Origin of the sequence: Microbacterium sp. LWO12-1.2 (genome assembly GCF_040675875.1) — a bacterium.
In the GTDB taxonomy this organism is placed as follows: Bacteria; Actinomycetota; Actinomycetes; order Actinomycetales; family Microbacteriaceae; genus Microbacterium.
In genome coordinates, this window is record NZ_JBEGII010000001.1 from 1016093 (window position 1) to 1041720 (window position 25628).

The following is a 25628-nucleotide window of genomic DNA, read 5'->3' on the forward strand; positions in this document are numbered from 1 at the left end:
GTCATCCCGTGAGCCCGAGCTCTTCGACGACGGCAATGACGCGGTGACGCTGTTCGTCGTCGAGCCCGCGAATCGGCAGCGGAAGGCAGCGCGACGGGGCGAGGCCGAGGTGCTCGGCGACAGCGGCGATCACCCGCAGGCTGCCTCCGAACTCCGCGAAGAGACTCCACAGGGGTGCGAGGCGTGTGGACTCGGCTGCGGCTGCTTCGAAGGCGCCAACCTGACTGTTCCGGGTGATCTGCACGGCGGGAGAAGGCAGAGCGCCGGCCACGACCGAGTACCAGGCAGCGCAGCCTGCCGCGAGGCCCGCAGCGCCGAAGGCGTCGCCCGACACTCCCACCGTCACCTCCGGCGGGATCGCCGCGCGGATCTCGGCAATGTGCGCGCGGGCAGCTTCCGCATCACGGGGAACACCGGGGATCTTGATCGACGCGATGCCGGTAAGTTCCGCGATGCGCCCATAGAGCTCCGTCGAGAAGGCGAAGTGCGTGGTGCCGGGATTGTCGTAGACGATCACCGGCAGCCCGGTGTGTGCGGTGACGGTTTCATACAGGCCGAACACGTCGTCCTGGGTCAGCGGCTGATACGTCATGGGTGCCAGGAGGAGGCCGGCTGCTCCCGCTCTCTCCGCGCTTTCGGCGTGGGCGAGCACCTCCGAGGTGCGGAGGGCGCTGATGCCGACGAAGACGGGTGTGCGAGCGGCGTGCTCTACGGCGAGGCGGGCGACGCGAGCGCGCTCGATCGGGCTGAGGTAGGCCGCGCATCCGGTGGAACCCAGCGCGGTGATCGAGTCGACATCGCTCGCTGCGAGTCGCTCCACCAGGCCGGCGAAGGCGCGTTCGTCGACGGTGTCGCCCTGCAACGGGGTGAGAGGGAAGGCGCTGAGACCCGTGAAGAGCGACATGATCTCAGCCTACGAGGCTCCGGGCGCTTCCAGCTCGAGCACCCACTCGTTCATCACGAGCTCGGCGCCCCGGAATGTCGCGGTGGTGGTGCCGAGCAGCTGGAATCCGGCGCTGCGGCAGATGGCGTTCGACGCAGGGTTGTCGGTCTCGGGGCATGCGAGGAGCAGGTGTCTGTCCCCCCGGTGGCGGCGCACATCGTCGAGCAGCAGGACGATCGCGCGGCTCGCGATACCTTGCCCTTGGGCTTCCGGGAGGACGAACCACCCGGTCTCGAGGGCTTCCTGCTCCCGCCAGCTCACGTTCCAGTAGCCGATGGACCCGACTGCCCGCGTGCCCTGCAGGATCACGAACATCCGGGCTTCACCGTTATCGGCGTAGCGGAGATATCGAGCGTGGCGATCGGCGACATCCGCGTCGGACTCCGGACCGTTCAGATGGGCGGTCATCGCCGCAGTGTTCGCGCGGTGCAGCAGCCAGAGGTCGTCGTCTCTCCAGAGGCGGAGCGCGATGTCTGTCATGTCTCGAGGCTCGCACGAGGCGCCGACATCGCAGGAGCTTACGCCAGTGCGGAGGTGTCCGTGATCGGTCGGGGAGCTCAGCCGGCCCACTCGATCAGGACCAGACCCTGGCGGGTGTCGGCGAGCTTCACCCACCCGTCGTGGAACAGATACGTCATGCCGTAGCCGTCGTCGTCGGTGCCCATCGAGTACTGCGGATCTTCGGTGATGTAGGTGCCTTCGGAGCCGTCTTCGCGCGTCCACCCCGAGGCGAGCAGCGCGGCTTGGGCGGCGGTCGCGTCCTCGGGGCTGATCTCGGACCATCCGTACAGCTGACCGTGGTCCGAACCGACCTCGTAGTCCGCCCAGAAGCACAGCAGCCCCTCGGTGAGTTCGACGTCGCCGATCACGAAGTCCTTGGGCTTCGCGGTCCAGCCGGCGATCGTGAGCGCCTCGACCGTCCCTGCGGAGATCATCGACTCGCAGGTGAGCTCCGCATCCGGCTCCTCGGGGGCGGGAGTATCGATCGGCGCGGCGGTTGCCCGGGGCGTCGGAGTCGAGGCGTCAGCGGTCGGAGACGGCGCGGGTTCGGCGGGACCGGCGCACGCGGTGAGGGCGGCGAGAAGAAGGAGGGCTCCCGCTGTCGCGGAGGTGATGCGGGGGATCATCGCGGGCCTCATGGTTCGGATCAGTCGTGCAACAGGGAGAGGAACGCCTCGTGGAGGACGCCGTTGGTTGCGAGCGTCGATCGAGCCGAGATCGTCTCAGAACCGTCGTAGGCGGTCATCCGTCCGCCGGCCTCGCGAACGATCGGGACCGCGGCGGCGATGTCGTACTCCTTGACGTCGAACTCGGCGACCATCTCGAGGCGCCCCTCGGCGAGCAGCATGTACGAGTAGACATCGCCGTACGCTCGGTCCCTCCAAACTCGGGAGGAGAGGCGGACCAGATCGTCGAGATGTCCGGCATCAGCCCACTGCGCGATGCTCTGGAAGCTCACGCTCGCGTCGTCGAGCACCGCTACGGCCGAGACGCCGAGCCGCCGCGGCTCCGCGTCCGTGGCCGTCCACGCTCCTGCGCCCGTGGAAGCCCACCAGCGACGCCCGAGGGCGGGCATGCTGACGACGCCAACCTGCGGGACGCCGTCGATCGCAAGGGCGATCATGGTGCCCCACAGCGGTACGCCGCGGAGGAAGTTCGCCGTGCCGTCGATCGGATCGATGATCCATTGCCGATGCGTATCGCCCTCTGCCCCGAACTCCTCTCCGAAGATGCCATCGTCCGGTCGTTCGGTGGCCAGGAGCGCGCGGATCGCTCGTTCCGTCGCGAGGTCCGCGTCGGTGACATGCGAGTTGTCGGCTTTGGTCGAGATCACCAGATCGGCGGCATCGAACTTCGGCAGGGACTGCTGATCGGCCGCGTCGGCGAGCCGGAGGGCGAGTTCGAGGTCGGCGCGGAGGGCGTCAGCGGGGGAGGAGACGGTCACGGTCCCAGGATAGTCGTCCACCCGAATCGGCGCGTCGTGCGGCGTCATGAAGCCGGCGATGACGACGAGCCCCTGAGAGGACCTCGAAAGCAGAAAAGCCTCACGAATCTGGCGAGAGATTCATGAGGCTGATCCGTGCACCCCCTCGGACTTGAACCGAGAACCCACTGATTAAGAGTCAGTTGCTCTGCCGATTGAGCTAGAGGTGCGTTTTCCGGGATGACCCCGGCCGAGGAATTACATTACCAGTCGCCGGGCGGCATGTGAAATCGAGGGCGGAAAGGCGAGGTCGCCCCCGCGATTCTCGCCCCAAGGAAGCCGTTCGGAAACAGTGGCCGCGGCGTCTCACCCACGACCAATCCGAGGTCGATCTGTGCACGATTTCGACCTCGCCGCGAAGTGTTCTGGTATATCGCGTAACACCCGTGCCTCTCTGTGGTCTCATAACCGGGGTCTCTGCGCAGGCAGAGTCGAGAGGTGACTGGAGGACAACACCTATGGGAAAGCACAACCGACGCGCATCGCGCGTCCGATCGATCGGGGCGGTCGTCGCCACGACGATCGTGGCCGTGATCACGATGGCGGGCTGGGGAGCCTCTGCAGCGGTGGCCGCGGACTACGACTACCCCGCGGCCATCGATCCGGCGTCGATCGTCGTGACGACCGCGGACGGAAGCAGCGGCACCACCGTCAATGAGCATCTTCGGGTGGATGCGTCCTGGGCGGTACCGGACGGCGCCGTCTCCGGGCAGACCTTCGGATTCACATTGCCCGCTCAGTTCGCGGGATACACGGGGACGTTCTCGGTCCCTGCCGATGATGATCCCTCCGCGACGGTGGCGACCTGTACGGTCTCGTCCGACAGCCCACCTGTGGTCACCTGCACGCTCACGGACTATGTCGATGGACGATCGGATATCTCCGGATCGCTCTGGTTCATCGTCTCGGCCATCGAGGAGACCACGGACACGACCGTCGAGTTCGAAGTCGACGGCACGATCGTGCCGGTGCCGATTCCCGGTGGAGGCATCGTCGGCGAGCCTGTACCGACGGAGCCGGAGAAGTGGTCGTGGCAGACAGCGGATGGCCGGCTCGCTTGGCAGCTCATGATTCCCGGGGCACAGTTCGCCGGGGCGGGCTCGCTCACGATCGATGACGCCCTGACAGCGCCGGGGGCAGGAGTCGGCGAACACCGCAACCTCGACGATGCGCTGAGCGTGTGGAGTACCGACGCGGCAGGTCAGGACCGTCGATCGGTCACGGATTGGTCGGGCGGGTGGGACGCGACGGGCAGCTCGTTCCACCTCGAGATCGCGGGCCCGATCGATCCGGAGCGAAACTACGTGGTGAAGTACTACACCGTGCCGGTCGACGGTGCCACCGGAGATTCGTTCGCGAACGTCGCCGACATCGGTGGCGTCGTCGTTCGCGCCACCCAGGTCTGGACTGCGACGGGGGGTGGATCGGGAACAGGAGGCACGACGGGAAGCTTCTCGATCCAGAAGCTGATCGACGGCGAGGGATCAGCGAGTGTGCCCGCCGGCACCACATTCGACGTGGCCTACTCCTACGGCGATCCCGCCGTGCGCAAGGTGATCGAGGTGACGGTGGGCGCTTCAGCGACGAGCATCGCGCTGCCGCGCGGCACGATCGTCACTCTGGAGGAGATCGACCTGCCCGCGATCAAGGGCGTGACCTGGGGGACGCCGAGTTTCGCGGGGAACGGCGTTCGCGCTCTCACCGACGGCACAGCGGAGATGACAGTCGCTGCGGGGTCGGCGGTGGTCATCACTCTGACCAACACGGCGACTCCGGTCGTGCCGCCGACGACCCCGCCGACGCCTTCGACGCCGCTGACGCCGGTTGTTCCGACTCCGCCGACCGAGCTTCCGCTCACAGACGGGCTCGCCTCGACCGGAACCGACGTGCCCACCGGGCTCCTCTGGGCCGGTGGACTGGTGATCCTGCTCGGCCTCGCGTTGACCGGAGGTGCAGCGGTGAAGAGGCGCGTGCGCGCCGAGGATTGACCCGCTACTGATTCGTCTCCGCGCCCGGCCGCTTGAGCCGGGCGCGGAGACGCGCAGGAGATGGGTGACTCGCGCGGGTCAGACGACGGAGATCACGGTTCCCGACGTCAGCGTCACGAGCTGCGCGAACGTCAGCGGCATCACGGTGTGGGGGTGACCTGCGGCAGCCCAGACGGTGCTGTGCACGCGGAGGGCGTCGTCGATGTAGGTGCGGATCGGCGACGGGTGCCCGACGGGCGCGACGCCCCCGATGGCCTGGCCCGTGACGGCGCGGACGGTCGCAGCCGGCGCCATCGCGACCGTTCCGACGCCGAGCTCGGTGGCGAGCGTCGCGAGGTCGGCCCGGTGCCCTCCGCTGGTCATCACGAGTACCGGTTCGTCATCGGCGAGGAACACCAGACTGTTCGCGATCGCGGAGACCGGGCAGCCGATAGCCGCGGCGGCTTCAGGGGCGGTTCTCGCGGAGTCCGGAAGGACGCGGATCTCGGCGGCGACTCCGGCCTCAGCCAGGTGCTGGTGCACCAGTATGCTGCGCTCGGGAAGCGAGGACATATCCATCATCGCCCCACCGTATCCAATCCGCCCTGCGTCTGATCAGGTGGCGTCGCCGACCAGGATCGCCGCAGCATCCGCGGCTGGAGCGTCCGCGGGTTCGTCATCGATGTGGGCGAGCACGCGTCGACCCACGAACACCGTCAGTGCGGCGATCAGCACGGCTGCGGCCGCGAACAGGTACGGAACCGTCGCGTTGAACGCGTGCCACAGCAGCGCGGCGATGGGCGGGGCCATGGCCCCACCCAGGAAGCGGACGGCGGAGTACGACGACGACGCGACGGAGCGCGGTAGATCGGTCGCCTCCATCACGGCCTCGGTCAGCACCGTGTTCATGACGCCGAGCAGGAGGCCGCCGATCACGATGCAGACGACCAGCGCCGCCGCGTCCTCGACCAGCAGCCCTGCCGCGACGAGATCGAGTGCCAGGAGGGGCAGCACGAGCAGGATGATGCGGGTACGCGGCATCCTGCGCATCAGCGCCGGCGCCACCCACACGCTCGTGACCGCCAGCGCCACGCCCCATCCGAAGAACGTGAGACCTATCCCCATCGCACCGAACCCGAGCGGGAAGGGGGAGAAGGCGAGGAGCACGAAGAAGCCGATGTTGTAGAACAGCGCGGCGATGGCCAGTACCGCCAGGGCGGGACGGCGCAGCGCCGTGAAAGGTGCCGAGAAGGCGACGGGCACGCGCTTCTCCGACGACCCGCGCACGAGCACGAGCACCGCGACGAACGCGATGGCCATCAGCACGACGACGCCGAAGAACGGGCCACGCCAGCTCTGCTCGCCGAGGAGCCCGCCCAGGAGCGGTCCGATCGCGATTCCGAGGCCGAGTGCTGCCTCGTACAGGACGATTGCGGCGCTGCTGCCTCCTGACGCGGCACCGACGATCGTCGCCAGTGCCGTGGAGATGAACAGAGCATTGCCCAGTCCCCAGCCGGCACGGAAGCCGATGACGGCGTCGACACTCCCGCTCAGGGCGCACAGCAGGGCGAAGACCACGATCAGCGCGAGGCCGATCAGCAGCGTGGCCTTGGCGCCGATACGACTCGAGATCCAGCTCGTCACGAGCATCGCGAGGCCCGTCACCAGCAGGTAGCTGGTGAACAGCAGCTCGGTCTCCACCGGCGACGCCTGCAGGGATTCGGCGATGGCCGGGAGGATCGGATCGACCAGCCCGATGCCCATGAACGCGACGACGCAGGCGAAGGCCACTGCCCAGACCTGGGCCGGCTGCTTCCATGGGGAAGCGGTGGCGGCGGTGTTCACCGTGCTGCTCCTTTCTTGTCTGCGCTGTCGGTGTGCGTGGCGAGGATCTCAGCCGCCCGCGTCAGGACGCGCCACTCTTCGTCTGTCACTCCGGCGAAACGGGGAGCGAGCGTGTCGCGGAACTCGGCTCGCCATGCCCGCAGTGCGGCAGAGCCGCCGACCGTGATCGCGACGACGATCGCTCGTGAATCGGCGCGATCGGGGGAGCGGAGCACGAGCGATTCACGCTCCAGCACGCCGATGAGACGCGTCATGCCCGGCTGTGTGGTGCGCGCCGCGCTCGCGAGCGCACCCACACGCTGGGGTCCCTGCTGGTCGAGCAGGCTCAGCACTCGCCACTGAGCGGCGGGCGCTTCATTGCCGGCATCCTGTGCGGCGATGCGGGCGAGCGCGTAGGCCGACAGCACGATCGACGGGATCACATCCAAACGATTCATACCAACAAGTATATACCTGCTGGTATGAAAAAGATCGCGGGATCCGGATCGAGCTCAGCGCCGCGCGTTGGCGATCCGTGCGGAGAGCTCGTGAGCATGCGCCAGGAGCGTTCGCCCGAGCTGCGCCATGCGATCGGGGCCGAAGCGGAACTCGACGCCCGTGAGACTCAGCGCCCACTCCGGTCTCCCCGCTCGGTCGAAGACGGCGGCGCCGATGCCCCAGCTCCCTTCGACGATGAGTCCGGGGTTGATCGCGTACCCGCGTTCCTTCGTCTCGGCCAGGCGGGTGCGGAGCGGGCGTTCGCCATGAGATCCGCCCCAGGCGCTGCCGAGATCGGGGTGACGCTCCAGATAGGCATCCACATCGTGGTCAGGGAGGAACGCCAGGATGGCCAGACCGGCGCTTGCGACGCCGAGGGGGAAGCGTACGCCCTCGCTGAGCACGAAGGAGCGGATCGGGAATGCTCCCTCCTCGCGGAGCAGGCACACGGTCTCATCCGCGCGACGAACGGAGAAGAAGGCGCTCTCCTCGGTCTTGACGGCGAGCGAGCGGACGATGTCCCGCGCGAGCCCTGTGACGTCATAACGCGCGGCGGCGACGGAGCCCATCAGGAACAGTTCGGGGCCGGGCATCCACCGTGTGCTGTCGGCGTCGCGATCGACCAGGCCCTCTGCTCTGAGCGCGGTCAACAGGCGATGCGCTGTCGACCGGGAGAGGCCCGCATCCCGCGCCAGATCGTGGAGCGCCGCGCCGTCGGCGCCTCCCGCAGTGACGAGGCGGAGCAGATGCGCCGCACGCGCGATCGACTGTGCGCCGGGGATGCCGCCGGAGACCGATTCCATAATGTGGACGCTACTGCGCGAACCGACCACATCGCAAGAACCGGCTTCCGCTGGGGGCTGTCTCGCGTCAGGCTGGGCGCAGGACGCGTTTCGAAGGAGTGCACGTGATCGACAAGCAATGGTCCACAGCCGCCGAGGCGGTCGCCGACATTCCGGACGGGGCGTCGCTCGCGGTCGGCGGTTTCGGACTGTCCGGCAACCCGATCGCACTCATCGAGGCACTGCTGGCGCAGGGCACTTCGGGACTCAGCGTCGTCAGCAACAACTGCGGCGTCGACGACTGGGGTCTGGGAGTGCTGCTCGGAGCGCACCGCATCCGCAAGATGACCTCCTCCTACGTCGGCGAGAACAAGGAGTTCGAGCGTCAGTTCCTCACGGGTGAGCTCGAGCTCGAGCTGACGCCCCAGGGGACGCTGGCCGAGAAGCTCCGGGCCGGCGGGTCGGGCATCGCGGCGTTCTACACGCAGACCGGCGTCGGAACGCAGGTCGCGGAGGGCGGGCTGCCGCGGCGATACAACGCGGATGGCACGATCGCACTCGCATCCCCGAAGAAGGACGTGCGCCGCTTCGACGTCGACGGCACCCCGCGCGACTTCGTGCTGGAGGAGGCCATCACCACCGATTTCTCGCTCGTGCACGCCCTGGCCGGTGACCGACACGGCAACCTGATCTTCAACAAGGCCGCGCGCAACTTCAACCCCCTGGCGGCGATGGCCGGACGCATCTGCATCGCGCAGGTCGAGCGACTGGTGGAACCTGGCGAGCTCGACCCCGATCGCGTGCATCTTCCGGGCGTGTACGTGCACCGCATCGTCGAGGTCGGCGAAGACATCCCCAAGCGCATCGAACGGCGCACCGTCGCCGCGGAAGGAGCCTGACATGGCACTCACACGCGATGAGATGGCGGCGCGCGCCGCGGCAGAACTCCGAGACGGCTCCTACGTGAACCTCGGGATCGGGCTCCCCACACTCGTTCCCAACCATGTGCCCGCCGATGTGACGGTGGTGCTGCAGTCGGAGAACGGCATCCTCGGCGTCGGTCCCTACCCCCACGAGGATGCCGTAGACCCCGACCTCATCAACGCCGGCAAGGAGACCGTCACGGTGCTCCCCGGGGCGGCGTACTTCGACTCTGCAGCCAGCTTCGGGATGATCCGCGGAGGCAAGATCGACGCGGCGATCCTCGGCGCGATGCAGGTCTCGGCGGCCGGGGATCTCGCGAACTGGATGATCCCCGGGAAGATGGTCAAGGGGCCCGGTGGCGCCATGGACCTCGTGCACGGGGCCGGCACCGTGATCGTGCTGATGGAGCACCTGGCGAGAGACGGCTCGGCGAAGATCGTCGACGAGTGCTCGCTGCCGCTCACCGGTCGCGCGGTCGTGGATCGGATCATCACGGATCTGGCCGTGATCGACGTGACCGCGGAAGGACTCGTCCTGGTCGAGACCGCGCCAGGGGTGAGCATCGACGAGGTCATCGCGGCCACTCAACCGCCGCTGGTCATTCCGGACGCACTCCGGAACGCAACGACAGGAACAGCATCATGACGAAGAACATCACTCCCGACGACATCGTGATCGTCGCCGCCGCCCGCACCCCTCAGGGTCGCCTCAAAGGCCAGCTGGCGGCGTTCACTGCACCCCAACTCGGATCCTTCGCGATCCGGGGCGCTCTCGCACAGGGCTCGGTGGACCCCGCAGCCGTCGATGCCGTGATCGTCGGCCAGGTGCTCGCCGCCGGTTCAGGGCAGAACGCCGCACGCCAGGCGGCCATCGGCGCGGGAATCGGGTGGGATGTACCGGCGCACTCCGTCAACAAGGTCTGCCTCTCCGGGCTCACCGCGATCATCGACGCCGCGCGCATGATCCGCACCGGCGACGCACAGGTCGTGGTCGCCGCGGGTATGGAATCGATGACGCGTGCCCCGCACCTGCTCATGGGCTCTCGCGACGGGTGGGCCTACGGCAGCGTCGAGGTGCTGGACCATATGGCGTTCGACGGACTCACCGACGCCTACGACAAGGAGAGCATGGGGGCGTCGACCGAACGCCACAACGCCCGGTACGAGCTCACCCGCACGGCGCAGGACACCGTGGCCGCCCTTTCGCACCAGCGTGCAGCGGCCGCGCGGGAGGCGGGCGTGTTCGACGCCGAGATCGTCCCTGTCGATGTCCCCCAGCGCCGTGGCGAGCCGATCACGGTGACCGCGGATGAGGGGGTGCGGCCTGAGACGACGCTCGAAACACTCGCCGGTCTCCGCGCCGCGTTCGCCGAAGGGGGCTCGATCACTGCGGGGAACTCTTCGCCGATCTCCGACGGGGCCTCAGCAGTCATCGTGACGTCGCGTGGCCGCGCGGATGCCGAAGGGTGGACGGTCCTGGTCACCGTCGGCGCGAGCGGACAGACCGCTGGGCCGGATAACTCCTTGCAGGCTCAGCCGGCCAGAGCGATCGAACGCGCGTGCGAGAAGCAGGGGATCAGCCCCTCGGACCTCGACTTGGTCGAGATCAACGAGGCCTTCGGTGCGGTGGTCGCACGTTCTCAGGATGAACTCGGACTGGATTCGGACGTCGTGAACATCCATGGAGGGGGCATCGCGATCGGTCATCCCATCGGCGCCTCAGGGAACCGGCTCGTCGTGCACCTGGCTCACGAACTCGCGCGACGGGGGAGCGGAACCGCCGCCGTCGGTCTGTGCGGCGGGGGCGGTCAAGGCGAGGCGCTGATCCTGACACGGTGAGTGGTGCTCACCGCATCCGAGTGAGGGGAGCGGCTCGTGTCAGGAGCGCTTGTCCTTCGCATGCCCCTGCGCGTCGGCGAGCGCCTTCTGAGACCTGAACTGCAGGCGCTGCGCCTTCTTCGACTTCTTGACCGATTGCGGCGAGTCCGCGTCGACGACGATGCCGCGTCGCTCGCGTCTCATGTCGACGACGGCACCGACCGCCAGCGCCATCGTGATCCCCCAACTCAGCCAGGACAGGGCCGCGCGCCAGGTGATCGGCTCGCTCCGCGTGCCACGCAGGAGCGATACACCGGCAGAGATCGCTGCGATGAGTCCAGTGCTGAAGAGGTAGCGCATGTCCCTACGCTACCCGGCATCTGCGGCTTCCGTCCCGAGCCTTGACAAGCGTCGCCCGGACCTCGAACGGATCTGTCACGAGCGCTCCTGGCGGGGAGCCGCTACCATGGAGGGGTCGCGGCAGGTCCGCGGCCGCACACCGTGTATCTACCGGCCGTCGACTTCTCGGCGGACAGCGGCGGCACCCGACTTCGCGTCTTCGGGCGCGCGAGAGCCATGACCCAGACGCACACCTCCGCCGAGCCGACCCTCTTCCGGATCGCAGGCTTCCCCTATTTCCTGATCGCCTTCATCGCGCGATTGCCGTTCGCCATGATGGTCGTCGGTGTCCTCACCGTCGTCGTATCCGCGCGCGGCTCGTTGTCGCTCGGCGGGTTGACCTCGGCCGCGGTGGGGCTCGGCACGGCCTGCTTCGGGCCGCTTCTCGGTGCGGCGGCCGATCGTTTCGGCCAGCGCGTGGTGCTGCTCATCGTCGCCCTGGCCAACGGCACGATGCTGCTGCTGTTCACCGCGGTCGTCTACGGCGAGTCCCCGGATGCGCTCGTGCTGATCGCGGCGATCGGCATCGGGGCGACCGCTCCGCAGGTGTCGCCCTTGTCACGATCGCGCCTGGTGACGCTCATCCGCGAGCGGGTCGAGGACAGCCGCCAGCCTCGCACGGTCTCGGGCACCATGGCTTACGAGTCGGCTGCGGACGAGACCGTGTTCGTGTTCGGACCCTTCATCGTCGGCATCCTGGCATCGGCGATCGCGCCATGGGCCCCGCTGGTCGGTGCCGCGATCCTGACAGTGGTGTTCGTGGGGGCATTCGCCTTGCACCCCAGCGCCCGCCACGTCTCCCGCGAGCGCGGCGAGGACGGCAAGGCGCTCTCGGCGGTGTCGGAGCTGTTCCGACCCCAGCTGCTGGTCGTGATCCTCGGCATCCTCGGGGTCGGCATCTTCTTCGGCACCATGCTCACGTCGCTGACCTCCTTCATGGCCGACCGTGACGCGGCAGAGCAGGCGGGTCTGCTCTACGGCGTCATGGGTGTCGGGTCGGCGGTTCTCGCGCTCGGCGTCGCCTGGCTGCCCCCGGCATTCTCGCTGCGGGCACGCTGGCTGGTGTTCTCCGGCATTCTGCTTGCTGGCTCGCTCCTGCTCGGTCTCGTCGACTCGCCGGAGATGATGATGCTCGCGCTGGCGATCATGGGAATCGGCATCGGCCCCACTCTCGTGACCCAGTACAGCTTCGGTGCGGCGCTCAGCCCGCGGGGCCGCTCTGCCACGGTGATGACGATGCTGGGATCCGGGATCGTCGTCGGACAGTCGATCGGTGCCGCCGTCGCGGGGGAGATCGCCGAGAACGTCGGTACCTCCGCCGCTCTCGTGCTGCCGATGTTCGCCGCGGCCGTGGCCTTCGGCGCCGGACTGTTGAACTGGGTGCTCAGCAGCACCCGCCGGCGTCGGCGCACTGCCGCGGCCTGAGCGTCGGGCGCCAGGCGCCCGGCATCCTCGATAGCCTGGGAGCTACCGCTGGCGTGAGGAGTCATCTTGGTCGCTGCAGATTTCGTGGTCGTAGCCAACCGGCTGCCCGTCGACAGAGTCGAAGGCCCCGACGGCGAGGTCGGATGGCGGACCTCGCCCGGCGGCCTGGTCGCGGCGCTCGAGCCGATGATGCGGAACGTGAACGGCGCCTGGGTCGGATGGGCCGGGCAGGCCGACACCGAGATGGAGCCCTTCGAGAACGGCGGGATCAATCTCATCCCGGTGCCGCTCAGCGCCTCGGAGGTCGCCGAGTACTACGAGGGCTTCGCGAACGACACCATCTGGCCTCTGTACCACGACGTCATCGCGCCGCCGCAGTACCACCGGGAATGGTGGGATGCCTACGAGACCGTGAACCGGCGATTCGCGGAGGCCGCTGTGGCTGCCGTGGCGCAGGACGGCACGGTCTGGGTGCACGACTACCAGCTGCAGCTGGTGCCGCAGATGGTGCGGGAGCTGCGCCCGGACGTGACGATCGGGTACTTCCACCACATCCCGTTCCCCGCGCACGGCCTCTACGCGCAGCTGCCCTGGCGCGACCAGGTGCTGCGGGGCCTGCTCGGCGCCGATGTGATCGGGTTCCAGCGCGCGCAGGACGCGACCTATTTCCTCACCGCGGTGCGGCGCCGGCTGCGTTACGAGGTGAGAGGCGCACACGTCACGGTCGTCGAGGCAGACGGGCGCACCCGCACGGCCGTCGCCCGTGCGTTCCCTATCTCGATCGACACCGCCCCGTACATCGAGCTCGCCCAGCGTGAGGACGTCAAGGCCCGTGCGGCCGAGATCCGCGCGAGCCTGGGCAACCCGGCTCGCATCCTGCTCGGTGTGGACCGCCTGGACTACACAAAGGGCATCCGTCACCGCATCAAGGCATACGGAGAGCTCCTCGCCGAGGGGCGGCTCAAGGTCGAGGACGTCACACTCGTGCAGGTGGCCAGCCCGAGCCGGGAGCGGGTCGACGCCTACGTGCATCTGCGCGACGAGATCGAGCTCGCAGTGAGCCGCATCAACGGCGACACCGACACGATGGGCCACACCGCCATCCGCTACCTGCACCAGGGGTATCCGCGCGAGGAGATGGTGGCGCTCTATCTCGCCGCTGACGTGATGCTCGTCACGGCGCTGCGCGACGGCATGAATCTGGTCGCGAAGGAGTACGTCGCCACACGGGCCGACAACCGCGGTGTCCTGGTGCTGAGCGAGTTCACGGGGGCTGCGGATGAGCTGCGCCAGGCGGTACGCGTGAACCCCCACGACATCGAGGGTGTGAAAGACGCGATCATGACCGCGGTCGAGATGTCTCCCTCCGAGCAGTCCCGTCGGATGCGTTCGCTGCGCCGCCGGGTGCTCGACAACGACGTGGACGCCTGGTCGTCGTCGTTCCTGAAGGCGCTGGCGGAGGTCCACCCGCGCTGAGCACGCGGCCATGCCGTGCGCGGCCATACTTGAACTGACCCCCGCAGCTTGCGCGAACCCTGCTGCGTGATGAACCCCGCTGAGAATGGAGATCCTGTGACGCGCGTGTGGACGCCCGGAGTGCCCGATGCCGATGTGAGCGCGGTGGCTGCCACCGAGCGGCTGGTCGTCGCCCTCGACTTCGACGGGACGGCATCTCCGCTGGTCCCGGACCCGATGGCCGCACGCGCGCTTCCCGAGGTCGCCGCGCAGGTCGCGCGACTCGCAGCGCTCCCGAACACGGTCGTGGCCTATGTGTCGGGTCGCAGCCTGCACGACCTCCGTGAGATCACCGAGCACGACGACGATTCCGTGATCGTGCTCGCCGGCTCTCATGGCGCGCAGTACTGGTTCCCCGGCGAGGCCGACGCCGGCGGCGACTCGTCGGACGACGACGGCGCGCGCGAGGAGCTGTGGGCCGCAGCACGCCCGATCATCGAGCGGCACGAGGGTGCCGAGTTCGAACCGAAGACCTTCGGCATGGGTGTGCACACGCGTCGCGCGGACCGAGAGGTCGAGAAGCAGGTGTTCGCGGAGATCGACGAGCTCGTCGCCGAACGGTTCCCGCACTGGCGCCGTCGCGCGGGCCACCGGGTACTGGAGTTCTCCTCACGCACCGAGGGGAAGGATGCCGCGATGGCCACCCTGCGCGAGCGCCTCGGAGCCACCGGCATCGTGTTCGCGGGCGATGACGTGACCGATGAGGACGCGATGCGCGTGCTCGGCGATGGTGACCTCGGGGTGCGTGTCGGCCCGGGGGAGAGCGCCGCAGCGATCCGTGTGGAGAACCCACAACAGATCGCCCTCCTTCTGGAAGCCCTGGCGGACGAGCGAGCCGCCCTGCAGGAATAGACTTCCTGCATGTCCTCGAACGAGTCGGCCCCCCGCGCGCCCATCGACATCAAGCCCCGTAGCCGCGTCGTCACGGACGGCATCGAGGCGACGACCTCGCGCGGCATGCTCCGTGCCGTCGGCATGGGAGATGCGGACTGGGAGAAGCCCCAGATCGGCATCGCCTCGAGCTGGAACGAGATCACGCCCTGCAACCTGAGCCTGGACCGCCTCGCTCAGGGCGCGAAGGAGGGAGTGCACTCCGGTGGGGGATACCCGCTGCAGTTCGGCACCATCTCCGTGTCTGATGGCATCTCCATGGGGCACGAAGGCATGCATTTCTCACTCGTCTCCCGTGAGGTGATCGCGGACTCCGTCGAGACCGTGATCATGGCGGAGCGACTGGACGGCTCCGTGTTGCTCGCCGGCTGCGACAAGTCGATCCCCGGCATGCTCATGGCCAGCGCGCGGCTCGGTCTCTCCAGCGTGTTCCTGTATGCGGGATCCATCGCCCCCGGGTGGGTGAAGCTCTCGGACGGCACCGAGAAGGACATCACGATCATCGACTCGTTCGAGGGCGTCGGCGCCTGCCGGGCCGGTCGGATGACGGAAGAGGACCTCAAGCGCATCGAATGCGCCTTCGCTCCCGGCGAGGGAGCGTGCGGCGGCATGTACACCGCGAACACGATGGCGTCTGTGGCCGAGGCGCTGGGTCTGAGTCTCCCCGGTTCCGCCGCGCCGCCCTCCGCCGACCGCCGCCGCGACTACTTCGCGCACCGCTCCGGCGAGGCCGTGGTGAACCTGCTCCGCCAGGGCATCACCACCAAGGACATCCTGACGAAGGAGTCCTTCGAGAACGCGATCGCCCTGGCAATGGCTCTCGGTGGCTCGACCAACGTCGTGCTGCACCTCCTCGCGATCGCCCGTGAGGCCGAGATCGAGCTCAGCCTGCACGACTTCAACCGGATCGGCAGCAAGACGCCACACGTGGCCGACATGAAGCCGTTCGGCAAGTACGTCATGAACGACGTCGACCGGCACGGCGGCATCCCGGTGATCATGAAGGCGATGCTCGACGAAGGGCTCCTGCACGGGGACGCGCTCACCGTGACGGGCAAGACGGTCGCCGAGAACCTCCGCGATCTCAACCCGGACCCCGTCGATGGCGATGTGATCCACACGTTCGACAACCCGATCCACGCCTCTGGAGGCATCACGATCCTGCACGGCTCGTTCGCCCCCGAAGGTGCCGTCGTGAAGTCCGCCGGCTTCGACGCCGACGTCTTCGAAGGCCCCGCGCGCGTGTTCGAGCGCGAGCGTGGTGCGATGGACGCTCTCGCCGCCGGTGAGGTCAAGGCCGGCGATGTCGTCGTGATCCGCTATGAGGGGCCCAAGGGTGGACCCGGCATGCGTGAGATGCTCGCCATCACGGCGGCCATCAAGGGCGCGGGACTCGGAAAAGATGTACTACTCTTGACGGACGGACGATTCTCAGGCGGCACAACCGGCCTGTGCATCGGCCACATAGCACCCGAAGCGGTGGACGCAGGTCCTATCGCCTTCGTGCGCGATGGTGATCTGATACGGGTCGATATCGCAGCTCGCTCTCTCGACCTACTCGTCGACGAGGCGGAGCTCGCCTCCCGCCGCTCTGGCTGGGAGCCGCTTCCCCCGCGCTATACCCGTGGCGTCCTTGCCAAGTATTCGCGTCTCGTGCGGTCCGCCGCAGAGGGCGCGACCACCGGCTGATCCTTCGACATCGTTCAGGATCCTCAGCCGGATGACTACGGCTCCACAGACCACCATGAAGGAACACCATGACTGCTGATTCCGTCTCGGCCGTGCCGAGACCACCCGCCCGCCAGGCCGCTGCGCCGGAGATCACCGGTGCAGAGGCCGTCGTCCGCTCGCTGGAGCTGCTCGGCGTGACCGATGTGTTCGGTCTGCCCGGCGGTGCGATCCTTCCCGTCTACGACCCGCTGATGGATGCAGAGGACCTGCGTCACATCCTCGTGCGCCACGAGCAGGGCGCCGGCCACGCGGCTGAGGGCTATGCCTCCGCCTCCGGCAAGGTCGGCGTCTGCATCGCGACCTCCGGTCCCGGTGCGACCAACCTCGTCACGGCGATCGCCGACGCCTACATGGACTCGGTGCCGCTTCTCGCGATCACCGGCCAGGTGTTCTCGACCCTGATGGGGACGGACGCCTTCCAGGAGGCCGACATCGTGGGTATCACGATGCCGGTCACCAAGCACTCCTTCCTCGTGAAGGACGCCGCCGAGATCCCCGGCGCGATCGCCGCAGCCTACGAGATCGCCTCGACCGGGCGCCCCGGGCCCGTGCTCGTGGACATCACGAAGGACGCACAGCAGGCCACCGCGCCGTTCGTATGGCCCCCCAAGATCGACCTGCCCGGCTACCGCCCGGTGACCAAGGCGCACGGCAAGCAGATCCAGGCCGCGGCCGCCCTGCTCGCCTCCGCCAAGAAGCCGGTGCTCTACGTCGGCGGTGGTGTGATCCGCGGTCGTGCCGCTGCCGAGCTGCTCGAGCTCGCCGAGTCGACCGGTGCGCCGGTCGTGACGACGCTCATGGCCCGTGGCGCCTTCCCGGACTCACACCCGCAACACCTGGGTATGCCTGGCATGCACGGCACGGTGCCCGCGGTCCTGGCGCTGCAGGAGGCCGACCTCCTCGTGTCTCTCGGCGCACGCTTCGACGACCGCGTGACCGGAAAGGCTGCGCTCTTCGCGCCCAACGCCAAGGTCGTGCACGTCGATATCGACCCGGCAGAGATCTCCAAGATCCGCACGGCCGATGTGCCGATCGTCGGCGACGTGCGCGATGTCCTGATCGATCTCGATGCCGCGTTCCGGGGAGCCACCGAGGGTGCCAAGCCCGACATCGAGGAGTGGTGGTCGTACCTCGACGGGCTGCGCACCGAGTTCCCGCTCGGTTACGCCCCGACGACCGACGGCCTGCTGGCGCCCCAGTACGTGATCCAGCGGATCGGTGAACTCACCGGCCCGGAGGGCATCTACGCGGCCGGCGTGGGTCAGCACCAGATGTGGGCTGCGCAGTTCATCAAGTACGAGCGCCCGAACGCCTGGCTGAACTCCGGGGGAGCAGGCACGATGGGCTACTCGGTGCCGGCGGCGATGGGTGCCAAGGTCGCAGAGCCCGACCGCGTCGTGTGGTCGATCGACGGCGACGGCTGCTTCCAGATGACCAACCAGGAGCTGGCCACCTGCGCGATCAACAACATCCCGATCAAGGTGGCGATCATCAACAACTCGTCGCTGGGGATGGTGCGCCAGTGGCAGACGCTGTTCTACGACGGACGCCACTCCAACACCGACCTGAACACCGGTCACGGCACCATCCGCATCCCCGACTTCGTGAAGCTCGCCGAGGCGTACGGCTGCCTCGCGATCCGCGTGGAGAAGGAGGATGAGGTCGACGCCGCGATCCAGCTGGCACTCGAGACCAACGATCGCCCCGTCGTGATCGACTTCGTCGTCAGTGCGGACTCGATGGTGTGGCCGATGGTTCCCCAGGGCGTGAGCAATAGCTACGTCCAGTACGCGCGTGAGCACGCGCCTTCGTTCGATGAGGAGGTCTGAGACATGTCGACCCACGTGCTGAGTCTGCTGGTGGAGGACCGTCCCGGTCTTCTGACCCGTGTCGCGGGGCTGTTCGCCCGCCGCGGCTTCAACATCGAATCCCTCGCCGTCGGTGTCACCGAGGTTCCGGGCATCTCTCGGATCACGGTGGTCGTCGACGTCGACGAGCTCCCGCTGGAGCAGGTGACCAAGCAGCTGAACAAGCTGATCAACGTCATCAAGATCGTCGAGCTGGATTTCTCGACGTCGGTGCAGCGCGAGCACATGATGGTCAAGGTGCGCACCGACAATGCCACCCGTTCCAACGTCATCGAGGTCGTGAACCTGTTCCGTGCCTCCGTCGTCGACTACGCACCGGATGCGCTCGTCGTCGAGGTGACCGGTGACAAGGGCAAGGTCGAGGCGCTGCTGAAGGCGCTCGAGCCCTTCGGCATCAAGGAGATCGCCCAGTCCGGTCTCCTCGCCATCGGTCGCGGCGGCAAGAGCATCAGCGAGCGCGTCCTGCGCGGCTGAACCACCCCAGAACTCAGGGACCGATCAGTCCCGTATCAACCACGAACAAGGAGAAACACACGTGAGCACCGAGATCTTCTACGACGCCGACGCAGACCTGTCCCTGATCCAGGGCAAGAAGGTCGCGATCGTCGGTTACGGCTCGCAGGGTCACGCCCACGCGCAGAACCTGCGCGACTCGGGCGTCGAGGTCGCCATCGCGCTGAAGGAGGGCTCCAAGTCCGCCGCGAAGGCCGAAGAGGCCGGCTTCCCGGTCAAGACCGTCGCTGAGGCCACCGAGTGGGCCGACGTGATCATGATCCTCGCGCCGGACCAGCACCAGCGCACGATCTACAGCGAGTCCATCGCCCCGAACCTGACCGCCGGCAAGACGCTGGCGTTCGCGCACGGGTTCAACATCCGCTTCGGCTACATCGACGCTCCTGAGGGTGTCGACGTGATCCTCGTCGCTCCGAAGGCTCCGGGTCACACCGTCCGTCGCGAGTTCGTCGCCGGTCGCGGTATCCCGGACATCATCGCCGTCGAGCGGGACGCATCGGGCAAGGCCTGGGACCTCGCGCTCTCCTACGCGAAGGCGATCGGTGGCACCCGCGCCGGTGTCATCAAGACCACCTTCACGGAAGAGACCGAGACCGACCTGTTCGGCGAGCAGGCAGTGCTCTGCGGTGGCGTGAGCCACCTGGTGCAGGCCGGCTTCGAGACGCTGACCGAGGCGGGATACCAGCCGCAGATCGCGTACTTCGAGGTGCTGCACGAGCTCAAGCTCATCGTCGACCTGATGTGGGAGGGCGGCATCGCCAAGCAGCGCTGGTCGATCTCCGACACGGCCGAGTTCGGCGACTACGTCTCGGGTCCGCGCGTCATCGACGCTCGCGTCAAGGAGAGCATGCAGGGCGTGCTCGCCGACATCCAGTCTGGCGCGTTTGCGAAGCGCTTCATCGACGACCAGGACAACGGTGCTGAGGAGTTCCTGGCGCTGCGCGCCAAGGAGGAGCAGCACCCGATCGAGGTCACCGGCAAGGAGCTGCGCTCGCTCTTCGCGTGGAAGCAGCAGGACGAGGACTACATCGACGGCAGCGCTGCACGCTGATCTGCTGATCTGATTCACGAAGAACGGGCGTCCCGAGAGGGGCGCCCGTTCTTTCGTCATTCGGCCTCGTGTCAGCCGCGCGTGAGCTCCTCGAGCACCTCGACCACGTGACGATAGGGGTGGCCGGTCGCGCGGGTCATACCGATCTCACAGGTGCGGTTCGCCGAGACGAACGCGTCGAAGCCGCCTCGGTCGGCATCCGCGGCGTGGACTTCGGCCGATTCGACCTCGGTCGCGCTGGCGGTGAGCTCAGGGTGCAGCATGCCGCGGTCGCCGGCGAAGGCGCAGCATCCCCAGCCGTCCGGCACGAACACATCGGATGCCACGGCCGCGGCGATCTCGGTGAGCGCGCCGGTCGCTCCCAGTGCGGTCGTCGAGCAGGTCGGATGGACCGCGACGCTGTCGAGCTTGGCCGACACGGTCACGCGGGGGAGCACCTCCCTGGCGATGTAGGTCGTCGCGTCCTCGATCACGAGCGCGGCGTACTCGGGGTACTCGGCGACGGACTTCGCGAGCATGGTGTGCAGGCCTTCGGTGCAGGATGCCGCGTCGCACACGACCGGGAGTTCGCCGTGCCGGCTGGCCGCCCACAGGGAAGAGAGCACGCGCTCCGTCATCCGGTCGTAGCCGGCGAGGTGGCCCTTCGACTTCCATGGTGTGCCGCAGCACATCCCGCCGGCGTCCTCGGGGATCACGACGGCGATCCCGGCGCGGTCGAGCAGTGCGCGCACCGCGTCGCGCGAGCCTTCACCATGGCCCTCAGCCCCGAACATTGTGCCGATGCAGGCGCCGAAGAACACCGCTCTCGCATCGGCGGGGTTCTGCGCCGCCGGTGCTCTGGTGCCGCCGCGGGGGAGTCCGCCGTCGTAGAGCGGCACGGTATCTGCGCCGAGGACGGCGCGGCCGGCCTGTGTGATGCCCTTCACGAGGGGGGCGGGCATCGTTGCGGCGAAAGTCAGCGCAGTGCCGCCGACGCGCGTCACGGCCGCCCACCCCTTCGCCGCGGCATCCCACACCGTGTCCTCGAGCTTCGACGACTGTTCTGCGCGCAGGCGCCGCACCAGGTCGCCCGTGTTGATGTCGACAGGACAGGCGACGCCGCACATGCCGTCGACGGCGCAGGTCTGAACGCCTTCGTAGTCGTAGTCGGCCTTCAATTCCTGGAGCAGGGTCGTGTCGCCCTGCTCCTCGGCCCAGGCCATGTCACGCCTGATCACGATGCGCTGGCGAGGCGTGAGGGTGATGCTCTTGCTCGGACACGTGGGCTCGCAGTAGCCGCACTCGACGCAGCGGTCCACCTCGCTCTCGACCGTGGGCACTCGCTTCAGATCGTGCAGGTACGAGTCAGGGTCATCGGAGAGCACCACACCCGGGTTGAGGATGAGATCGGGATCGAAGAGGCGCTTGATCTCCCACATCATGTCGGTCAGCTCATCGCCGTACTGCCGGCGGACGAAGGGGGCCATGATCCGACCGGTGCCGTGCTCGGCCTTCAACGAGCCCTGCTGGCCGAGCACCAACTCGACGAGGTCATCCGTGAAGCGCCGGTAGCGAGCGACGCTGTCCGCGTCGTCGAAGCGCTCGTTGAGCAGGAAGTGCACGTTGCCGTCCTTGGCATGGCCGAAGATGACGGAGCCCTCGTACCCGTGCGCCGCGAACAGGTCGATCAGCCGCTCGCACGTGACGAGCAGCCGATCGACCGGAACCACGATGTCTTCGAGGAGCGCGGTCGTGCCGGAGGGACGTGCCCCGGCCACGGCCGTGTAGAGCCCCTTGCGCACGTGCCAGAGTGCGGCACGTTCGGCGGCATCGGTGGTGAGCCTCGGTGCGACGGTGAGCGGCAGCGTATCGAAGTGGGCTTGAGCCACTGCGCGGGATGCGATCAGCGCCTCGGCATCCGCCGCGTGCACCTCGACGAGGAGCGCGGCGTGACCCTGGACGTCGATCTCGGCGATGGCTGCCGGAACGTCGCTCAGTCCCTGGGCGACGCGGAGCGAGGCGGCGTCGAGCAGCTCGATCGTCGCGAGTCCGAGGTCGGTGAGCGCGGGCAGCGCGGCCATGGCGGCGGACAGCGTCTCGAACACGAGCAGCCCTGTCGCGATGGCGGAGCGCACCTGGATCGTGCGGAAGGTCGCCTCGGCCACGAACGCGAGCGTTCCCTCCGAGCCGATGATCAGGTGTTCGAGGATGCGCACCGGATCCTCGAAGTCGAGCAGTGCGTTGAGCCCGTAACCCATCGTGTTCTTCATGGAGAACTGCTGGCGGAGGAACGCGACGCGGTCGGGCGATGCCAGCAGTCGCGCGCGCAGCGCGAGCAGGCCCTCGGCGAGGGCGGGTTCCGCCGCGCGCAGCTGGGCTTCGGCGTCGGCAGCGCCGGTGTCGAGGATCGTCCCGCTGGGGAGCACGACACGCATCGAGCGAATGGTCTGGTACGAGTTCTCGGTGATGCCGCACGCCATCCCGCTGGAGTTGTTCGCCACGACACCGCCGATCGTGCAGGCGATCTCGCTGGCCGGGTCGGGGCCGAGCTTGCGACGGTAGCGAGTGAGACGGGTATTGACCTGGCGCACGGTCGCGCCGGGGCCGACGCGCACCGTGTCGCCGTCGTCCTCGACGCGGATGTCCCGAAAGTGGCTGCGGGTGTCGACGAGGATATCGCCGCTGACGCCCTGACCGGAGAGACTCGTTCCTCCGGAGCGGAAGGTGAGCGTGCGCCCGGCCGCGCGCACGGCTCCGAAGGCGCGTGCCACCCCGTCGGCATCTGTGGGGGAGAGCACCGCGTCGGGGATCAGCAGGTAGTGGGAGGCATCGTGCGCGCGTGCGAAGCGGTCGATCGAGCGCGAGTGCACCTGCGTCGATGCCCCGAGAAGGGCGGGGTCCAGGGGTTCGGCGAGGGTGGTCGACACGGTGCTCCTCTGCTCCGTCGAAAGATTGTCAGACAAGTGTACCGAGTTGTGGACACTTCGATAGGCTGATCGCATGACGATCACAGAAGCCGCCCTCGGCGTCGTCGGCGTGGTGGACGCAGTGACGGCGCAGCTGCGCGGACGGATCCTCAGCGGCGACATCCGCTCCGGCGCTCCACTGACTGAGGCAGCGGTCTCCCAGGCGTTCGGGGTGGCCAGGCCCAGTGCGAAGGCCGCGATCGAGCAGCTGGTCGCGTCAGGGCTCCTGGAGCGCACGGCGCATCGGAGCGCCCGAGTGGTGGGCATCGACCCCGACACGGTTCGCGATGTCTATCGGACGCGGACGCGCCTGGAGAGCGCGGCACTGCGCGAGCTCGCCACGCGACGTGCGGTCCCTCCGGCGGCGATGGCGGCGAATGCCGAGATCCTGGCCATGAAGCCGGGCCCGGACCCGGCGACGGTCGACCCCGACCTGCGGTTCCACACCGCACTCATCGATGCCCTGGACAGCGAGCGTACGGGGCGCATGTACCGCAGCGTCCTCGACGAAGTGCGGCTCTGCATGGCCCAGGTCCAGGGGCGAAGGCTCCTGGACGCCTCGGCGATCGCCACCCAGCACGCCGAGATCCTCGACGCGGTGGCAGCGGGGGACGGTCAGCGTGCCGCCGAGCTTCTGGACGCGCATCTCTCCTCCGCGGAGGAGAGACTGGTCGAGGCGCTCACCGCCGAATAGCGACGACCGCGGCCCCGGATGATCACTCGGCCGGAGCCTCTTCCACGGTGATCGGAGCGTCAGCCGGGTCTGCCCAGATCGGCGCGGGAAGCACGGTGTCGGTCTGCCCCGCCTGGATCGCGCGGAGGGCATCGGCGATCTCATCGTCGTTCTCGGGAACCGTGAGATCGCAGGCGCGCAGCTCCGAGGCGAACTGCAGTGTGAGGCGGCTCTTGCCCGCTTCGACGGCCTCAGCCGTGCTGCCGGTGCGGATCTCGCTGCCCGTCTGGATCGCGGGGACCTCGTCGCAGACGTGGTAGACCGCGCCGCCGTCGACCCACACGACCTCGTCCTGCCCGAGCAGCTGGATGACGGCCGACTGGTCGGCCGTGTACTGCTCCACGGACGGCGGATTGAAACTGGTGCCCAGGATGGCGGCGAGCACGGCCAGCGCGATGCCGACGATGCCGGCCGTCGTCTTCTGCCCCTTCGACATGTCCTTGTTCAGGAAGATCAGGATGATGAGGGGCAGGAACGCGACGATCGCGATGATGGCCCCGAGCTGGTTCTGGACGAAGAACCGCACGGTGTCGGACTTGCGGGCCGGGTCGAGCCGGTTCGCCTTCTTCCACAGCACGGAACCGGTGATCGACAGGGCGGCGATGACCACGAGCAGCACCAGCAGAGCGACGAACGCCCACTGGGGGAACTCCGCACTGACGCCCTGCTCCCGGAGGAGGCCGGTGTCGGCGTCTCGAACGAGTGTTCCGTCCTCGCCGACGAACACGCGCTGACGCAACAGCCAGAAGATCCCGACCGCCTCGCTCGCGATCGCCACGGCCCAGAGGATGGCAGCGATCCAGCGGAAGCGCGTGGCCGTGGCCTTCGCCTCCGGTGTCGGGGTCCAGCCGGCTGACGGCTCGTCGGCTTCTGCCTTCGACGCGCTCTGCTCGACCTTCTTGTTCTGCTCAGCCACGGTGGTCCTTCCCCCGACATGGACCTCGTCGGCCCGGATGCCCCCGAGCCTAGTGGAACGCGTGTCCTACGCTGGGGGAATGACATCCGATTCCGATGACGCCCTGAGCTGGGACGGTGACGAGCAGACGCCGCCCGCCGCTTCTGCGCTTCCTGCCGGGTGGAACGCCGTGGGCAAGGGCAGCGGCGAGGTGGGCCACGTCGGTGACGACGGCACCGCCGGGCAGGACGGCGCGACGGATCCCGAGGAGTCAGAACCGCTCAGCACCACGATGCTCCTCGTGCTCGGAGTGGTGGGCGGTGTCTATCTGCTGTACTCGATCGGCTGGGTGGTGGGCGGACTTCGGCTCAAGCCCCTCGCGAACTTCTTCGTCGCCGATGTGATGTTCCTGCCGTGGTTCGTTCTCGCGATCGCCGCTCCCGCACTCTGGTTCCTTGCGACCTGGGTGCTCACTCGCGGCCGCGCGGCCTGGATCAGGATCTGCCTGCTTCTCCTCGGGGTCGTCCTCCTCGTGCCCTGGCCTTTCGTGACGGTGGGGGTGATCGGCTCATGAGCGCGACGCAGAGCGAACGTTCGAAGGCTTCTCCTGGATGGGTGGTCGGCCTGGTCCTCGGCCTGGCCGGGCTGTTCTACGCCTACGCGGTGTGGAATGCGGTCGCACATCTGATCGCGATGGCGCAGGGCGGACTGAGCGGTGGAGGCTGGGCGGTGCTCTCGTTCGGCGTCGCCTTCCCCGCGATCGTGTTCGCCTTCGCCTACGTGATCGGCCGTCGACGCAGGGCAGGCGAACTCGCCCTGGCCCTGCTGGCCGGTCTCGGCATCGTCGCGGTGTTCTGGATGAGTCTGATCGCGTACAGCCTCACGCTCGCGACCTCCTAGCGACGGAGGGGCCGTCACACGGC

General features: G+C 68.1%; 25 protein-coding genes and 1 tRNA gene. 14 read left to right on the forward strand and 12 right to left on the reverse strand.

From position 1 onward, the window contains the following. Window position 1: 1 nt before the first annotated feature. The 5 genes from MRBLWO12_RS04755 to MRBLWO12_RS04775 all read right to left on the reverse strand — a co-directional run bounded on the left by MRBLWO12_RS04755 (window position 2) and on the right by MRBLWO12_RS04775 (window position 3097). On the reverse strand, window positions 2–904 hold the full coding sequence (locus tag MRBLWO12_RS04755; RefSeq protein WP_363553198.1) for a dihydrodipicolinate synthase family protein: 903 nt from the start codon (window positions 902–904) through the stop codon (window positions 2–4). A gap of 9 nt (window positions 905–913) precedes the next feature. Next, window positions 914–1423 carry a GNAT family N-acetyltransferase gene (locus MRBLWO12_RS04760; protein WP_363553200.1) on the reverse strand — a complete coding sequence of 170 codons (510 nt, stop codon included), beginning with the start codon at window positions 1421–1423 and terminating at the stop codon, window positions 914–916. A gap of 77 nt (window positions 1424–1500) precedes the next feature. Then, entirely contained in the window at window positions 1501–2070 is a 570-nt protein-coding gene (locus MRBLWO12_RS04765) for a hypothetical protein (RefSeq protein WP_363553202.1), read from the reverse strand. A gap of 20 nt (window positions 2071–2090) precedes the next feature. Further along, window positions 2091–2888, reverse strand: a complete 798-nt coding sequence (locus tag MRBLWO12_RS04770; RefSeq protein ID WP_363553204.1) for an inositol monophosphatase family protein — start codon at window positions 2886–2888, stop codon at window positions 2091–2093. Between the two features lie 136 nt (window positions 2889–3024). Further along, window positions 3025–3097, reverse strand: a tRNA-Lys gene (locus MRBLWO12_RS04775). 288 nt (window positions 3098–3385) lie between these two features. Between MRBLWO12_RS04775 and MRBLWO12_RS04780 the strand changes: the two genes are divergently transcribed. Next, entirely contained in the window at window positions 3386–4915 is a 1530-nt protein-coding gene (locus tag MRBLWO12_RS04780) for a DUF5979 domain-containing protein (protein WP_363553206.1), read from the forward strand. A 78-nt stretch (window positions 4916–4993) separates the two neighbouring features. Here the strand turns inward: MRBLWO12_RS04780 and MRBLWO12_RS04785 are convergent, their stop codons facing one another. The 4 genes from MRBLWO12_RS04785 to MRBLWO12_RS04800 are packed head-to-tail and all read right to left on the reverse strand — an operon-like array spanning window position 4994 to window position 8019. Further along, window positions 4994–5473 (reverse strand): YbaK/EbsC family protein, encoded by a 480-nt coding sequence (locus MRBLWO12_RS04785; RefSeq protein ID WP_363558524.1) that lies wholly within the window; start codon window positions 5471–5473, stop codon window positions 4994–4996. A 36-nt stretch (window positions 5474–5509) separates the two neighbouring features. After that, a complete protein-coding gene (locus MRBLWO12_RS04790; RefSeq protein WP_363553208.1) occupies window positions 5510–6739 on the reverse strand; it encodes an MFS transporter in 1230 nt (409 codons plus the stop codon). Then, window positions 6736–7176 (reverse strand): MarR family winged helix-turn-helix transcriptional regulator, encoded by a 441-nt coding sequence (locus MRBLWO12_RS04795; RefSeq protein ID WP_363553210.1) that lies wholly within the window; start codon window positions 7174–7176, stop codon window positions 6736–6738. The genes MRBLWO12_RS04790 and MRBLWO12_RS04795 overlap by 4 nt, the downstream gene beginning before the upstream one ends. A gap of 54 nt (window positions 7177–7230) precedes the next feature. Next, on the reverse strand, window positions 7231–8019 hold the full coding sequence (locus MRBLWO12_RS04800) for an IclR family transcriptional regulator (protein WP_363553212.1): 789 nt from the start codon (window positions 8017–8019) through the stop codon (window positions 7231–7233). A gap of 104 nt (window positions 8020–8123) precedes the next feature. On the opposite strand from MRBLWO12_RS04800, the gene MRBLWO12_RS04805 reads away from it, so the two are divergent. Genes MRBLWO12_RS04805 through MRBLWO12_RS04815 form a run of 3 tightly spaced genes read left to right on the forward strand, consistent with a single transcriptional unit; the run spans window position 8124 to window position 10760 of the window. Then, window positions 8124–8897: a CoA transferase subunit A gene (locus MRBLWO12_RS04805; RefSeq protein WP_363553214.1), complete on the forward strand. Its 774-nt coding sequence runs from the start codon at window positions 8124–8126 to the stop codon at window positions 8895–8897. Between the two features lies 1 nt (window position 8898). Next, on the forward strand, window positions 8899–9567 hold the full coding sequence (locus tag MRBLWO12_RS04810) for a 3-oxoacid CoA-transferase subunit B (RefSeq protein WP_363553216.1): 669 nt from the start codon (window positions 8899–8901) through the stop codon (window positions 9565–9567). A gap of 8 nt (window positions 9568–9575) precedes the next feature. Then, window positions 9576–10760, forward strand: coding sequence for an acetyl-CoA C-acetyltransferase (locus MRBLWO12_RS04815; protein ID WP_363558526.1), 1185 nt, complete (start codon window positions 9576–9578; stop codon window positions 10758–10760). Window positions 10761–10799: 39 nt separating this feature from the next. On the opposite strand, the gene MRBLWO12_RS04820 is transcribed toward MRBLWO12_RS04815, so the two are convergent. Further along, entirely contained in the window at window positions 10800–11099 is a 300-nt protein-coding gene (locus tag MRBLWO12_RS04820) for a hypothetical protein (RefSeq protein ID WP_363553218.1), read from the reverse strand. Between the two features lie 216 nt (window positions 11100–11315). On the opposite strand from MRBLWO12_RS04820, the gene MRBLWO12_RS04825 reads away from it, so the two are divergent. From MRBLWO12_RS04825 to ilvC, 7 genes are all read left to right on the forward strand, one after another. Continuing rightward, window positions 11316–12563 carry an MFS transporter gene (locus MRBLWO12_RS04825; RefSeq protein ID WP_363553220.1) on the forward strand — a complete coding sequence of 416 codons (1248 nt, stop codon included), beginning with the start codon at window positions 11316–11318 and terminating at the stop codon, window positions 12561–12563. 66 nt (window positions 12564–12629) lie between these two features. After that, on the forward strand, window positions 12630–14039 hold the full coding sequence (locus MRBLWO12_RS04830; protein WP_363553222.1) for an alpha,alpha-trehalose-phosphate synthase (UDP-forming): 1410 nt from the start codon (window positions 12630–12632) through the stop codon (window positions 14037–14039). Between the two features lie 96 nt (window positions 14040–14135). Next, entirely contained in the window at window positions 14136–14930 is a 795-nt protein-coding gene (gene otsB, locus MRBLWO12_RS04835; RefSeq protein WP_363553224.1) for a trehalose-phosphatase, read from the forward strand. A 9-nt stretch (window positions 14931–14939) separates the two neighbouring features. Next, window positions 14940–16658, forward strand: coding sequence for a dihydroxy-acid dehydratase (gene ilvD, locus MRBLWO12_RS04840; RefSeq protein ID WP_363553226.1), 1719 nt, complete (start codon window positions 14940–14942; stop codon window positions 16656–16658). Window positions 16659–16726: 68 nt separating this feature from the next. Further along, complete coding sequence (locus MRBLWO12_RS04845; RefSeq protein ID WP_363553228.1) at window positions 16727–18529, forward strand: acetolactate synthase large subunit; 1803 nt, start codon at window positions 16727–16729, stop codon at window positions 18527–18529. Between the two features lie 3 nt (window positions 18530–18532). Next, a complete protein-coding gene (ilvN, locus tag MRBLWO12_RS04850; protein WP_141872233.1) occupies window positions 18533–19042 on the forward strand; it encodes an acetolactate synthase small subunit in 510 nt (169 codons plus the stop codon). Window positions 19043–19103: 61 nt separating this feature from the next. Continuing rightward, window positions 19104–20132: a ketol-acid reductoisomerase gene (gene ilvC, locus MRBLWO12_RS04855; RefSeq protein ID WP_141872232.1), complete on the forward strand. Its 1029-nt coding sequence runs from the start codon at window positions 19104–19106 to the stop codon at window positions 20130–20132. 71 nt (window positions 20133–20203) lie between these two features. Here ilvC and MRBLWO12_RS04860 read toward each other — a convergent pair whose 3' ends face one another. After that, window positions 20204–23038, reverse strand: coding sequence for an FAD-binding and (Fe-S)-binding domain-containing protein (locus MRBLWO12_RS04860; RefSeq protein ID WP_363553230.1), 2835 nt, complete (start codon window positions 23036–23038; stop codon window positions 20204–20206). Window positions 23039–23111: 73 nt separating this feature from the next. Between MRBLWO12_RS04860 and MRBLWO12_RS04865 the strand changes: the two genes are divergently transcribed. Further along, window positions 23112–23771 carry a GntR family transcriptional regulator gene (locus MRBLWO12_RS04865; protein WP_363553232.1) on the forward strand — a complete coding sequence of 220 codons (660 nt, stop codon included), beginning with the start codon at window positions 23112–23114 and terminating at the stop codon, window positions 23769–23771. A 22-nt stretch (window positions 23772–23793) separates the two neighbouring features. On the opposite strand, the gene MRBLWO12_RS04870 is transcribed toward MRBLWO12_RS04865, so the two are convergent. Further along, on the reverse strand, window positions 23794–24726 hold the full coding sequence (locus MRBLWO12_RS04870) for a hypothetical protein (RefSeq protein WP_363553234.1): 933 nt from the start codon (window positions 24724–24726) through the stop codon (window positions 23794–23796). A 79-nt stretch (window positions 24727–24805) separates the two neighbouring features. Here MRBLWO12_RS04870 and MRBLWO12_RS04875 point away from each other — a divergent pair, with 79 nt between their 5' ends. Beyond that, a complete protein-coding gene (locus tag MRBLWO12_RS04875; RefSeq protein WP_363553236.1) occupies window positions 24806–25279 on the forward strand; it encodes a hypothetical protein in 474 nt (157 codons plus the stop codon). Then, window positions 25276–25605 (forward strand): hypothetical protein, encoded by a 330-nt coding sequence (locus tag MRBLWO12_RS04880; RefSeq protein WP_363553238.1) that lies wholly within the window; start codon window positions 25276–25278, stop codon window positions 25603–25605. Before MRBLWO12_RS04875 ends, MRBLWO12_RS04880 begins: the two co-directional genes overlap by 4 nt. Window positions 25606–25628 lie beyond the last annotated feature (23 nt).

Excerpts from the sequence above, each read along its gene's own strand:
- MRBLWO12_RS04785 (WP_363558524.1), bottom strand. The coding sequence starts at position 5,473 with ATGGATATGTCCTCGCTTCCCGAGCGCAGCATACTGGTGCACCAGCAC.
- MRBLWO12_RS04800 (WP_363553212.1), bottom strand. The coding sequence starts at position 8,019 with ATGGAATCGGTCTCCGGCGGCATCCCCGGCGCACAGTCGATCGCGCGT.
- MRBLWO12_RS04820 (WP_363553218.1), bottom strand. The coding sequence starts at position 11,099 with ATGCGCTACCTCTTCAGCACTGGACTCATCGCAGCGATCTCTGCCGGT.
- MRBLWO12_RS04810 (WP_363553216.1), top strand. The coding sequence starts at position 8,899 with ATGGCACTCACACGCGATGAGATGGCGGCGCGCGCCGCGGCAGAACTC.
- MRBLWO12_RS04880 (WP_363553238.1), top strand. The coding sequence starts at position 25,276 with ATGAGCGCGACGCAGAGCGAACGTTCGAAGGCTTCTCCTGGATGGGTG.
- MRBLWO12_RS04825 (WP_363553220.1), top strand. The coding sequence starts at position 11,316 with ATGACCCAGACGCACACCTCCGCCGAGCCGACCCTCTTCCGGATCGCA.
- MRBLWO12_RS04875 (WP_363553236.1), top strand. The coding sequence starts at position 24,806 with ATGACATCCGATTCCGATGACGCCCTGAGCTGGGACGGTGACGAGCAG.
- MRBLWO12_RS04795 (WP_363553210.1), bottom strand. The coding sequence starts at position 7,176 with ATGAATCGTTTGGATGTGATCCCGTCGATCGTGCTGTCGGCCTACGCG.
- ilvN (WP_141872233.1), top strand. The coding sequence starts at position 18,533 with ATGTCGACCCACGTGCTGAGTCTGCTGGTGGAGGACCGTCCCGGTCTT.
- MRBLWO12_RS04780 (WP_363553206.1), top strand. The coding sequence starts at position 3,386 with ATGGGAAAGCACAACCGACGCGCATCGCGCGTCCGATCGATCGGGGCG.
- ilvD (WP_363553226.1), top strand. The coding sequence starts at position 14,940 with ATGTCCTCGAACGAGTCGGCCCCCCGCGCGCCCATCGACATCAAGCCC.
- MRBLWO12_RS04760 (WP_363553200.1), bottom strand. The coding sequence starts at position 1,423 with ATGACAGACATCGCGCTCCGCCTCTGGAGAGACGACGACCTCTGGCTG.
- MRBLWO12_RS04755 (WP_363553198.1), bottom strand. The coding sequence starts at position 904 with ATGTCGCTCTTCACGGGTCTCAGCGCCTTCCCTCTCACCCCGTTGCAG.
- MRBLWO12_RS04865 (WP_363553232.1), top strand. The coding sequence starts at position 23,112 with ATGACGATCACAGAAGCCGCCCTCGGCGTCGTCGGCGTGGTGGACGCA.
- MRBLWO12_RS04845 (WP_363553228.1), top strand. The coding sequence starts at position 16,727 with ATGACTGCTGATTCCGTCTCGGCCGTGCCGAGACCACCCGCCCGCCAG.
- MRBLWO12_RS04765 (WP_363553202.1), bottom strand. The coding sequence starts at position 2,070 with ATGATCCCCCGCATCACCTCCGCGACAGCGGGAGCCCTCCTTCTTCTC.